Origin of the sequence: Levilactobacillus mulengensis, from assembly GCF_003946045.1 — a bacterium.
Classification (GTDB): domain Bacteria; phylum Bacillota; class Bacilli; order Lactobacillales; family Lactobacillaceae; genus Levilactobacillus; species Levilactobacillus mulengensis.
The window spans coordinates 59,627-71,131 of sequence record NZ_RHNW01000013.1 but is presented as its reverse complement, the minus strand read 5'-3'; the positions used below and the strand labels follow the sequence as shown (position 1 = coordinate 71,131).

General features: G+C 52.5%; 14 protein-coding genes. All 14 read right to left on the bottom strand.

From position 1 onward, the window contains the following. Positions 1 to 843 precede the first annotated feature (843 nt). Entirely contained in the window at positions 844 to 1,485 is a 642-nt protein-coding gene (locus EKM84_RS11235; protein ID WP_125765843.1) for a matrixin family metalloprotease, read from the bottom strand. Between the two features lie 640 nt (positions 1,486 to 2,125). Then, entirely contained in the window at positions 2,126 to 2,785 is a 660-nt protein-coding gene (locus EKM84_RS11230; RefSeq protein WP_125765842.1) for a matrixin family metalloprotease, read from the bottom strand. 263 nt (positions 2,786 to 3,048) lie between these two features. Beyond that, positions 3,049 to 3,813, bottom strand: a complete 765-nt coding sequence (locus EKM84_RS11225) for an FAD:protein FMN transferase (protein ID WP_125765841.1) — start codon at positions 3,811 to 3,813, stop codon at positions 3,049 to 3,051. Continuing rightward, positions 3,810 to 3,971: a hypothetical protein gene (locus EKM84_RS14220; protein WP_164511384.1), complete on the bottom strand. Its 162-nt coding sequence runs from the start codon at positions 3,969 to 3,971 to the stop codon at positions 3,810 to 3,812. The genes EKM84_RS11225 and EKM84_RS14220 overlap by 4 nt, the downstream gene beginning before the upstream one ends. A gap of 162 nt (positions 3,972 to 4,133) precedes the next feature. Beyond that, a complete protein-coding gene (locus tag EKM84_RS11220; RefSeq protein ID WP_125765840.1) occupies positions 4,134 to 4,946 on the bottom strand; it encodes a Cof-type HAD-IIB family hydrolase in 813 nt (270 codons plus the stop codon). A 134-nt stretch (positions 4,947 to 5,080) separates the two neighbouring features. Then, positions 5,081 to 6,430 carry an MFS transporter gene (locus EKM84_RS11215; protein ID WP_125765839.1) on the bottom strand — a complete coding sequence of 450 codons (1,350 nt, stop codon included), beginning with the start codon at positions 6,428 to 6,430 and terminating at the stop codon, positions 5,081 to 5,083. A 360-nt stretch (positions 6,431 to 6,790) separates the two neighbouring features. Continuing rightward, positions 6,791 to 6,979 carry a 50S ribosomal protein L32 gene (gene rpmF, locus EKM84_RS11210; RefSeq protein ID WP_057735399.1) on the bottom strand — a complete coding sequence of 63 codons (189 nt, stop codon included), beginning with the start codon at positions 6,977 to 6,979 and terminating at the stop codon, positions 6,791 to 6,793. Between the two features lie 66 nt (positions 6,980 to 7,045). Next, complete coding sequence (locus EKM84_RS11205; protein ID WP_125765838.1) at positions 7,046 to 7,597, bottom strand: DUF177 domain-containing protein; 552 nt, start codon at positions 7,595 to 7,597, stop codon at positions 7,046 to 7,048. 73 nt (positions 7,598 to 7,670) lie between these two features. Then, positions 7,671 to 8,819: a nucleotidyltransferase gene (locus EKM84_RS11200; RefSeq protein WP_125765837.1), complete on the bottom strand. Its 1,149-nt coding sequence runs from the start codon at positions 8,817 to 8,819 to the stop codon at positions 7,671 to 7,673. Positions 8,820 to 8,821: 2 nt separating this feature from the next. Then, entirely contained in the window at positions 8,822 to 9,565 is a 744-nt protein-coding gene (locus EKM84_RS11195) for a class I SAM-dependent DNA methyltransferase (RefSeq protein WP_125765836.1), read from the bottom strand. Further along, on the bottom strand, positions 9,562 to 9,918 hold the full coding sequence (rsfS, locus tag EKM84_RS11190) for a ribosome silencing factor (RefSeq protein ID WP_125765835.1): 357 nt from the start codon (positions 9,916 to 9,918) through the stop codon (positions 9,562 to 9,564). The genes EKM84_RS11195 and rsfS overlap by 4 nt, the downstream gene beginning before the upstream one ends. Positions 9,919 to 9,931: 13 nt before the next feature. After that, positions 9,932 to 10,540 (bottom strand): bis(5'-nucleosyl)-tetraphosphatase (symmetrical) YqeK, encoded by a 609-nt coding sequence (gene yqeK, locus EKM84_RS11185; RefSeq protein WP_164511385.1) that lies wholly within the window; start codon positions 10,538 to 10,540, stop codon positions 9,932 to 9,934. Next, positions 10,530 to 11,162, bottom strand: coding sequence for a nicotinate-nucleotide adenylyltransferase (locus EKM84_RS11180; RefSeq protein WP_125765833.1), 633 nt, complete (start codon positions 11,160 to 11,162; stop codon positions 10,530 to 10,532). The genes yqeK and EKM84_RS11180 overlap by 11 nt, the downstream gene beginning before the upstream one ends. A 15-nt stretch (positions 11,163 to 11,177) precedes the next feature. Next, the gene (locus EKM84_RS11175) at positions 11,178 to 11,501 is read right to left on the bottom strand and encodes a YhbY family RNA-binding protein (protein ID WP_125765832.1); all 324 of its coding nucleotides are present in this window, start codon (positions 11,499 to 11,501) and stop codon (positions 11,178 to 11,180) included. Positions 11,502 to 11,505: the final 4 nt, after the last annotated feature.

The following is an 11,505-nucleotide window of genomic DNA, read 5'->3' as shown; positions in this document are numbered from 1 at the left end:
TATACCGGGAAAGGCGGTTCATTTCACCATATGGTTACGAGGGTAAAGCGAAGCGGCACCCTCAGAGAGTTTTTTGTGCTTTCAGGTGGATAGTCCCCCTCACCCCAAAAGCTAATAGTTGCGACGATTGTGCCAACCACGAAACTATCCTGTACACGAGATTGCCCCGGCATTAATGATTATAACAAGCTAAATAGACTATGACCTACACATCAAAATGACTAACTACACCGTCCAGAAAATAGGCAATACTGGCAGCCATTATCAGCAACATCCCCATCATCACAGATTAACCCACAACCGAAATCAGTATTAGCCGAACTAGTAAAAATGTGACTGAGCAGTCAGTGTTAGTGACCAGAGGCGGATCAAAGTCCCCCGCTGTGTCGGTGGTCTTGGCTGGCGTCTTTTTTCCAGCCTAGCCCACGGGACGACCTTTGAGACCGCTTTTTGGCTCAAAGTCGAGGTGGAAGCCCGTTTCGCAGGCTGGAACCGACCCCATAGCCGGGGACTTTGAATCCGCCGTCGGGAACGATATGATGCCCACAGCGTCACAGCCCATTTTCACCAAGGCAACAAATCTTCATCATCCACCAACCCCAACCTCCATCTCACCAGTAAGGACTAACGGTCTAAACCGGTGTTAGCCGCAGGGCTGGTGAAAATGGGCTCAGCCGTGGGAGTTGCCTTAGCGGTTTACCGCTTAGGCAACTGCTATCTTTGAGACGTGCATTTCGGCTCAAAGTAAGCCTGAAGACCGATTCCCAGGCTTCAGGCGGCGCCCACAGCGTCACGGCCCATTTTCACCAGCCCGGAGGCGCAGACAAGGACCAGTTGAAACAGTTATTCTTGATATAGCAGGAAGAGGGCCCGCAAATCGGCCGCCGACAATGATTCGTGCTGCTGATCCAGCGGATACATGATCGACTGGCGACTCTCGCTGTGCGCCAATCCCAGCGCATGCCCAATCTCATGAATCGCCACGGACACGCGAATTCTAAGTTCCGGGTGCGCTAGGTTGAGCCCCGCCTTGGCCCGGTTCACGGTGAATGCTTGCCACCCGCCACGGTGCTTCACGGTCGGGCCGCCCTCTCCCAATTCAACGAAATTCCCCGCCTGCTTGGACGTGTCCCGTTGATAGGTGAAAAAGGTCATCCCATTTTGTCGTTTGCTCGGCATCCCCGGCACTAAGCGGACCAGCCCCGTCCGATTAAACACCCCCACGGCTTCCTCGAAAACCGGTCGGATATTGGCCGTCACGTGCCGGTCAAAGTGATAATAATACGTGGGCGCCAGCGGATACGTCGCGGCCACCAGACTCAACGGCGTTTGCGCGTGCTGGGAACTGGGGAGTGGGCCCTCCATCTGATTGACTAACCGATCCAACCGACTGATGGACCTGATGTGGGGCGCCAAGGCTCCCGGCCACACGACACACATCAGGCTCACCAACACCCCGACCCACAGTAACCGCCACTTTAGCATGGTTGTTGCCTCCTTAATTTTCTGTAACTCTTAGTGTAAGCAGCTCGGTGCCTACTGACGAGCGTTTTGCAAATCGAGACGCAGAAAATAACGGCCGACCAATTAAAATTGACCAGCCTCACCAAAATCAAGCGACTAATCACTGTACTGACAGGGCTGTCAGGTGCTCCAACGTTTTAGTCCTGTAAACGCGCAATTGGTGGGTGTCCACTTTTATCTCCGTTAATTGCTCATGACAAGATGCATACAAAGTAAAAAAAGTCCCACCACCAAATAAATGGTCGTGAGACTACTAAATGTACAAAATTGACTTGATAACAAAAGTGTCAACCAATTGCGGGCTAAAGGTACGCCGCAGGGATGGTGAAAATGGGCTAGCGTGGCCAGTGTCAGTGACCAGAGGCGAATCAAAGTCCCCCGCTGTGTCGGTGGTCTTGGCTGGCGTTTTGTGCCAGCCTAGTCCACGGGACGACCTTTGAGACCGGTTATCAGGCTCAAAGTCGAGGTGGAAGCCCGCTTCACAGGCTGGAACTGACCCCATAGCCGGGGACTTTGAATCCGCCGTCGGGAACGATCAAGCATGCCACAGCGGTTCAGTCCATTTTCACCAGTCCGGAGGCATGCCCGTAGCCTTCAGCCATTAGGCTTTCTGGTAAAGGTGCCGCAGCGTCTTCAAATCACCCGCCGACAAATGCGTCGTCCCTTGGTCGATCGGATACATGACCGAGTTGTGACTGTGACTGTGATCCAAGCCGACCGCGTGACCGATCTCGTGAATGGCGACCGAGAGACGCACGCTTTGCGGATATTTCAGATTCATCCCCGCGCGCGCATGGTTGGCCGTGTACCCCTGAAAACCAGTGACTTCCTCGATTTCCGGGCCCCCTTTGCCCAGTTCCAAGTACGTGCTCTGATCCTCCGGCATCTCCTTACTGTAGGCAAAGAAGGCAATCTCGTTCTGATGCGCAGTGGCATCCCCCGCCACTAGATTCACGATGCCCGTTTCGTTATAGACGGCAACGGCCTGTTCAAAGGTCCGCACCATCTTATCCGGAACTTCAGTGCCAAAGCGGTAATAATAGGTCTTACTTAACGTTTGCGGCTTAACAATTGATTCAACGGGTGTGGCACGCTTAGACTCCTCGCGCCCCACCATGGGCAACTGAACGCCCAGCCGACTAGTGGCCTGAGCAACTGTGATCTCTGACATCGCAACAAATTTAGGAAATTTTCCCCAGACACTAACTAGCATGACGCTCCCCAAGAGTAAAACTGCTAGTAGGCCCCAAAGCTTCCGCATATTCTCGCTCCTATCCAACTGACTAGTGCCAGTCTACCGAGAAACACGAAACACCGCCACCAATCCAGACCAAGATAGTCGGAATCCAAGACTTTCTTAAACTATTGACGGGGATACATTAGGTTTCTAATCTATTTTTCATTATGTAAACGGTGTTATTAAAGAATTTATAACCAGCTGTATTAAATTTCTCTAATTTGATTCACACCAAAAGCCCACAACAAGCCATCTTGCCGTGGGCCTTTTCACATGCGATTCATTTCTTAAAATTCTACTAAGTTATCCTGGGCGGTGACCAGCAATCCTATGATTTCGAGATGATGCTGCTGTTTGAACGCCGCAAATGCCCGTTCGCCCATGGCCACCGCCGTCGTTGCCAACGTATCGGCCACAATCAGGCTAGGCGCCAACACGGTGGCTTGGTTCAGACTGGGGTCACCCTCCTGACACTGAATGGGGCCACCAATCGCGCTACCACCCCGCATCGAGGTCGCCATTGCCCCATTTTTAACGCGATAACGCTTGATGACGTGGCTCATGTCGCTCGGAGACTCGACCCCCACGTTCCAAACAAACTTGCTGCGCGCGGTCACACCCATCTGCACGTCACCTCCGCCGTTGATTGCCGCCGCGACCAGGCTTTGATCCTGCAATAGCGGCCGGAGATACGTTTCGAATGCCTGGAAGAGCATCCAGCCTTTTAAGAGACCACGTGGATCAAATGTCCCCGTATAAAAGGGATCAAAGGCATTGCCGGTGTCCGTCTGCGCCTTGAGGGCCAGCTGGTAAACCGCCTGCAGTTCCGGACTGAAGGCGGACGGGGCCAATTCGCCGCGCTGAAACTGACAAAGTTCCGAGTCCGTGCGGTCAAGTGAAAAGCACAGATTCAATCGCATAAAGTACCGGGAAAGATTCATGATCAACTGTCGAAACGTCGACTCGGATAGGTCGCCTAACCGGGGCATGACCAACCGAACATCGATTGGCGCCGTCCCCGTGTCAATTTGAATGGTTAATAATTTGCTCACTTGGCCCGCCCCCCATTCGTATACAACAGCGTGACGGGCACCCGATCATTAATCACCGCAGTCGCCGATGACTTCGCTTCCCTGAGCAGCGTCACCCCATCCACTAAAACGGCCACCACCAGCAAACCAGTTAACACCCCACGTAAAAACCGTTTCATGTGTGTCACCTCACTCTTTATTTCGAGTATACCCACAAATGTCCCGTACTCGTCGTGGAAACCTCGGGTAGGTTAAGTGACCGGCAAAAGCGCGCTGTGATACAAAAAAATAGCCCGGAAAAACTCCCAGACTACCTGTGATTCACACTATTTAACCAGCTATTAGCCTAAAACTACCTGCTGAATCGTCTTTAAGACGCCATCACGTTCATTATCGATGGTCGTCACGTGTTGCGCCGCCGCTTGAATCGTGGTGTCGGCATTTGCCATCGCAAAACCGCTCCCGGCAAATTGTAACAACGGTACATCGTTCACGCCGTCGCCAAAGGCCATGATGTTGGCTGCCGTGAGTCCCTGTTGCTGCGCCAACCATTGAATCGCCGGCAGCTTACCCACGTTGGCCGCCACGATGTCGATCACCCCGTAACCACTGTCATGGGCGTGTAACCGGCCGTCAAAATAGGTATTGAGTCGGTCAACCAATTCGGCTGCCTGGTCCGGCGCCGTCGACACACTAATTTTCTTGATTCGATCATCCACGGTCGCTAAGCTCTCCACCTGTTGTAAATTGTCATAGTAGGCTTCGGCCGCGTCAATCAGCTGTTGTGGGGCCCCGAGTTCCGTGTAGGATGCCCGTTCCCCGGTCAGAATCACGTAGGTGTGCCGCAGAAAGTCCTGATGCCGATCCACACTGACAAACTGCTCAACGTCCGCCGCCGCCAAACTACCATCAAAAATTTGTTGACCATCCTGATAGATAGACGCCCCATTTTCAGCGACCATAATCAAGTTAGGGACTAAACTGTCCGCAAAGAGGTCCCGCAGATGGGCGTACTCATTGCCTGAAGCCAAGACCAAGGTAATCTGCCGTGCGCGCAACGCGGCCAGCACCTCGCGCATCAGCGGCCGATTGTAACTCTGGTCAGCATGTAACAGCGTGCCATTCAGGTCCGTTGCGATTAATTTAATTGCCAAAATTTCACTCCTCAAAAATAACTGTGTGCAGTCATTATACGCGTCCACCCGGGTAAAACACAAAAGGAAATCCGAATCGTTTGACCTGAACCACAGCGAGAGATTTTGACAGTCACCACGGCCGCCTGATTCGACTACCTAGCCTGCTGTTGATTTTGACTCGCCAACAAAACCAAAGCCGTGAGAAAACTTAATCCGGAAATCGCCGTAATAATGAGCAACTGCGTCACGTAGCTCGTTATAAAGGGGTGCAGCCCACTGGTCAGCGCCACCACAACCGAAATGCCGACCGACTGGCCAAACTGATGAACCGTGTTGACCACTCCGGAAGCGGCACCGGCAATTTCAGAATCGGTATTTGCTACCCCCTCGACCGTTAGTGGACTCAACACCAGGCCCTGACCGACCCCAAAGATCACCATCGGTAGCGCAAAGGCAATCCAATAACCCCGATTCAGCCCCAAAATGACCGTGAGCGAAACACCCAAAGTAACCAACACGACGGCAATCACAATCAACCGTGCATTGCCTATCTTACTTGATAGCCGTGACACCTGAAGTGCCCCAAAGAATTGTGGAATCGTCACGGGCAGGAAGGCTAACCCGGTCAGTAACGGTGAAAAACCATAGATATGTTGTAACGCTTGCGTGGTGACAAAGAAATAAGCAAACGCGGCCCCGATAAAGAAGAAGCGGGCAACGTAGGCACTGTTCCGTCGTCGGTCAGAAAATAACCGTAACGGCATAATGGGATTCCTGACTGTCCCCTCGGCATAGACGAACGCCCCCAGCGCAATCACGGCAACAACTAATGCCAACCGCTGATGCACCGTCCCATCAATGCTGTAGACTAGGGCCGACAACCCTAACACCGATAAAATAGTCCCGACGATGTCCAGACGAGTTGTTCGCTGACTTTCACGGCTCTTCACGAAAAATAATGTCAGTACAAACATCAGCACCCCCACTGGAACGTTTAAAAAGAAGCCGACTCGCCAGGAAAAGGCACTCGTGATTACGCCACCTAGCACCATCCCAAAGCTTGCACCAATTCCCGCGGTCGTTCCATAGGCGGCAATGGCCCGCGACCGCATCTTCCCCCGATAATTATCCAGGAGCAGTGCTAACGTGGTCGGTGCCAGAATAGCCGAACCAACGCCTTGAAACGCCCGCATGGCAATAATCATCGGACCAGTCGTCGCTAAGCCGACCATTAACGAGCCAACCGAAAACAGCAGTAAGCCACTCAAAAACACGCGTTTGCGCCCGTACACATCACCAATCCGTCCCCCAAACAATTGGAAACCGCCAAAGGTCAAGGTATAGGCACTGCTGACCCACGCCAACGTCTGCGAATCCAAATGCAGGTCCGTCGCAATCCTCACGGTACTCGTGAACACAATTGAATTATCCAAGAGAATCATAAAATAGCTTAACAAAATAATCGGTAAAACAATCCCAAATCTTTCTTTACTCCGTGTCATAGCAACCCTCATCTTCACTTAAAATGGTCTCATTCCAACCGGGCCCAACCGACAACCGTCGCTAAAGTCCAATTCGTTTTCCTTGAGGTGAATGATTCTATCATAGCGAGCCTTAGCTGGTTTGAAAATTACCAGATAGGCATGCTAGTATACGTAGCTTGTATACTAAAGGTGCCATGTCCGACACGACAACATCTCTCCGTTTTCGAGAGTGGCAAAAAAATGCCTGGGATAAAGCTCCCCAGACGTTTGAAATTCGCCATATCTTAGCCAAAAGATCAGCCTGTTTCACGATTTTTAGACACAAAAAAACTCCCAGAAGCCGCGGACTTCGTGGGAGTTTCTCTAAACTAATAAAAATTAGTTGTTTGCGTTCTTAACCGCAACGACCTGACGGCCATCGTAGAAACCGCAACTTGGGCAAACCATGTGTGACTTACGTAATTCACCACAGTTAGGGCAAGCAGTTAAATTAGGCGTGGTTAACTTGATGTGACCACGACGCATAGCTTTTTTCGTCTTAGACGTTTTCCGTGCTGGTACAGCCAAAGAAAACACCTCCTTTAAATAAATTATATCCACTAGTGAAAAAATTTTTAAGGCTTACAAAGGCGATTATTGATCATCCTGATCAGGGAAGAAATCTTTTAACTTTGCAAGACGTGGATCAACTGATTGATTTTCCTTCTCCACCTTAGCCAGGTCAGCCTCGGAAACGACTTCCCAGTCGTCACCCGTTGGCATCTGTTCACCCTGCTTTTCAGCGTCAGAAAGAATGTGCATCGGAATCTGTAAAATAATGTTATCCCCGATGGCTTTATCGAAATCGATTTCGTCATCCTTAACCACCATCACAACGTCGGTCTTCTCAAACCGTTGCGTTGCGGCGGGGTCGGAAACATAAAATTCCGTCATGTTGAAGTCAACGGGTAGGTCAACCGGTGCTAAAGACCGGCTGGATGGGACCGTTAAGTCCGCCGTAACCCGTGCATCAACGACAACGTCTCCATCCACAACGGACACAATGCCCTTGGCGTGGACGGGACTTAAATCTAGAACATCATCGCTAAAACGTTCCATCAAGTCCGCCTTCAAATCCAGCGTCTCGTCGAACGGTAGCGGATCGTTCCGGTGATTCTTGCGGAGCTCGGTCAACGACCATTTCATCGCAATCCCTCCAATGCAACGTGATAAATTATACCTGTCAAAAAATAAGATGTCAAGGTAATTTCCTTGATAGTCATTTAGAATCCGCTTTTTTTACCGGAATTCGACCATAATCCTGGTCAATCCCGGTCATCAGGGTGCGGACAGCCCCCAGCCGGTCGTCTAAAGCGCCCGGACCCTGTTGCCAATCCCGGTCAGCTCGGCTAACCAGGGGCAACGTGACCTGCTTCTTGATCTGATGCAGATACCGCTGACCCTGTACCGAGTAGCCCAGTACCCGCAGGTATTGCGGTTGGACCGTCATTTCGGCTGGCTTAGCCTGCAATAAGATGTAGGCCGACTGGCGTTGCAGGCGCGTGTAGGTGTACCGCTTGGTCTTCACCGCGTGCATAAACGCCGCAAAGTCCGGACTCGTCAGTGCCGCCCGCTTCAAGCGATACTCGACACCCTCGGTAATCTGGTAACACTGCCGCAGGTCCGCTACGTCTCCACTCACCAGCTGATAACGCAGTGCCGGCCAGAAGTCGGTCCAACTGGTCAGCTGAGCGCGTTTGAGCAGTTCCAGGGTCGTTGGCGGGACAACCGGTTCCACCGCCGTCCAGTCGCCTGTCAGGGCCGCTGAGCGGATGGCTGTGGCGCTGGCGTAAGCCGCGCCAGCATCAATAGCTACATCATTATGCTGACTGCCACGGCGGGCCAACGGCAGGAGCGTTAACGGCTGTCCCTGTCGTTGGTTAGCCAGCGCATAGAAGAAACCCAGGATATCATTGGCCGCGTTCAGGGTAATCCCCGTTTGCTCCCGCAGATACCCCTGAAAGAGTGAGGCATAGGTCTGGTCAAAGCGTTTGAACGTCGTCGGGTCCGTGGGTAAATGCGCCATCAGGCGGGCATAATCCATGTCTGGGTGCTCGGTGCCAAAGGCCAGCCAGTGACACTTTAGCGCGGCCAACAGGCGAACGCCCCCCGCCGCAAATAGATGCGCCGGTTGTAGGGCCGTAGCGCTTGGCAGTTCCACCACCAGGTCCACGCCCCCGTCTAAGGCCGCCTGCGTACGCTGCCACTTGTCCATCAGGGCCGGTTCGCCCCGTTGGACCCAGTTGCCGCTCATCGCCGCTACGACCACGTCTGCCCCCGTTTGGGCCTTCGCCTGGGCAATCTGGTAGGCATGCCCATTATGAAATGGATTATATTCCGCAATGATTCCCACTGCCTGTAACACCATGACTAAGCCTCCCGCGTCACCTCAAAGAACCAACGCGTGGTGTCAGAGGTGGGTTCACTGTTCCCGAAGTCTGCGCTGACCCGCTTGACCGTCAACCCAGCTTTGGCCAAAGCCTGCTGGTAATCAGGTAATTCATAGGTCCGCTCGTGATGAAGCTCGGTCACCTTCCGATACTCCCCGGTCGCTTCATTCTTGGTGAAGAAGGCCAGGTCGTGTTCGGCAGCGTGCTCTTCGTCCTCGATGCCATAGCTGGTCCAGACGAAGGCCCGGGTCTCATCGACGTAATTATACATGTAGCCTGGGTAGACGTCATCCGTTTGGTGCGGGGTAATCACATCAAACAGGAATTGACCGCCCACAACCAAGTGGTCATGCACCTGGGTAAACGCCTGCGTCACGGCGTCCAAGTCCGTTAAATAACAGAAGGAATCCGCAAAACACGTCACCGTTTGGTACTGGCCAATCTCACTGAGGTCCAGCATGTTGCCCGCCATCAAAGGCAGGCTGACATCGGCCTCACCGGCGTGCTTGGCAGCCAATGCCAGCATGTCCTCACTGAGGTCCAGTCCACTGACCTGGTAGCCCTGTTGCGCCAATAGGACGCCTAATCGGCCGCTCCCACAAGCAAGGTCTAAGAGTTCCCCACTCGTTGGGGCTACCCGTTCAGCGACAAAATCCAGCCATTGGTCGTACATGGCTGGATCAAATAATTCGTCGTAAAGCTCCGCAAAGGATTGATAGATCATGCTTCAACCCATTGACCCAGATCAACTTCTGGGGCGTCTGACCAGAGCTTTTCTAAGTTGTAGTGACTCCGTTGTTCCTTTTGGAAAACGTGCACAACCACGTCGCCTAAGTCAATCAGGATCCAGTCGGCGTTGTTCCGACCTTCAACATCCTTGACGGTCACGTCGTTGGCGCCCATTTGATCAATGATCTCATCGGCAATGGCTTGGACCTGCCGGCTGGAGTTGGCTTCCATAATCAGGAAGTAGTCCGCCATCAGACTCACCTTGTTCATATCTAAGGCAGTCATGTCCTCTGCCCGCTTGTTTTCAGCAGCCTTAACCGCAATTTCTAAAATTTGTTTGCTTTCCATGCATTTTCTCCTCTCAAACGTTCGGATAACGTGGCACCCACGCATTGTAGGTGTCGATGGACTTGGGGTAGACCGTTTTCCCGTTTTCTACCAAATATGCCAGGGTGTGCTTTGCCTGAAAGGCCACCGCCTTGGCCAAGTTCTTATCCGCTAATTGCCGTGCATCGTCGACCCCGGGAAAATCTCTAGCCGGTTCAATGTAATCGGCCGTATAGATGATCTGCTCCAGTGGTGACATGTAAATGGCCCCAGTGGTATGGTGCCGCACGGCATTTAAAATGTCTTCGTCATAGATACCCAATTCGTGCTTGATCAGCTCGGCACCAACCACCCCATGCCAAATCGCATTGCCATAATCCAGCAAGATGGGATTCAGGTGGTACTGCTTGATGGCCGCAATAAAGTCCTCATCGGGTCGTTGTTTGGCGTAATCGTGGACCAGACCAGCAATACTGGCCTTTTCCACATCAACGTCGTTCATTTGGGCCAAGGCAATGGCCGTTTGTTCCACCCGCTGAACGTGTTTAAAGCGTTTCGGTTTGAGCTGTTTCTCGATTTTCGCCAGCAACTCATCACGAGTGCCTGCGAAAAGATGTTCCGTGTAGGTTAGTTCAGTCACGATATAATAAATGCTCCTTTATATAGAGATCGACCATGGTCGGCACCAGGTAGCGCACGGATTGCCCGCGGCGAACCTGTTCCCGCACCATCGTTGAACTAATGCCGATTTGAGGAACGTCGACCCACAAGACGGGGTACGGCGACTCGCGGTTAAATCCCTGACGACAGACGCCCACGAACTGAACCAGTTTCGTCAGTTCATCGATTCGGTACCACTTGGGTAAGTAAGCGACCATGTCGCCCCCAATAATAAAGTAATACTGATTCTCCGGATGGGCTTGCGTCAGCTGGACCATGGTGTCGTAGGTATAGCTCCGACCACCCCGTTCAACCTCGGTCAACTCTAAGTCAAACCGGGGATTGTCCTTGATGGCCGCCTGCACCATGGCGACCCGATCTTTCGCCGGAATCGTCAGCTTACGGTCCACGTGGGGCGGCTCAGCATCGGGCATGAATAACACTTTATCCAGCCCCAGTTGGGTTGCCACTTGATCCGCAATCACCAGGTGTCCGAGATGGGGCGGGTTAAACGTTCCCCCCAGAATCCCGATGCGCCGTTTCTTAGCCGTCGCCGCCATCTCAGTAGCGACCTGCGTACTCGTTCGTTCTAGGATTTTTACCACGACTGCCAGACCTCCCTACATGTTTTCCACGATTGGTGAAATCTTTTGGTTTTCTTCTTCAGTAGCGACCCGGTACAAGACCAGGACCCGGCCGATGGTTTGGACCACTTGAATGTCCGTGTTGTCTTCGATGAAGGCCTTAGTCTCCTCAACCGACACGTCGGCACTCTGTTGTAAATTGATCTTGATCAGTTCCCGGTTTTCCAGGGCGCCGGTCAGTTGTTCCAACCAAGCCTGGGTCAAGCCGTTCTTCCCCACTGAAAAAAGTGGGCGCATAGCGTGGGCGTGAGCCCGTAAGTAGCGTTTTTGTTTCCCTCGTAGCAAATTGTCGTCCTCCATATTT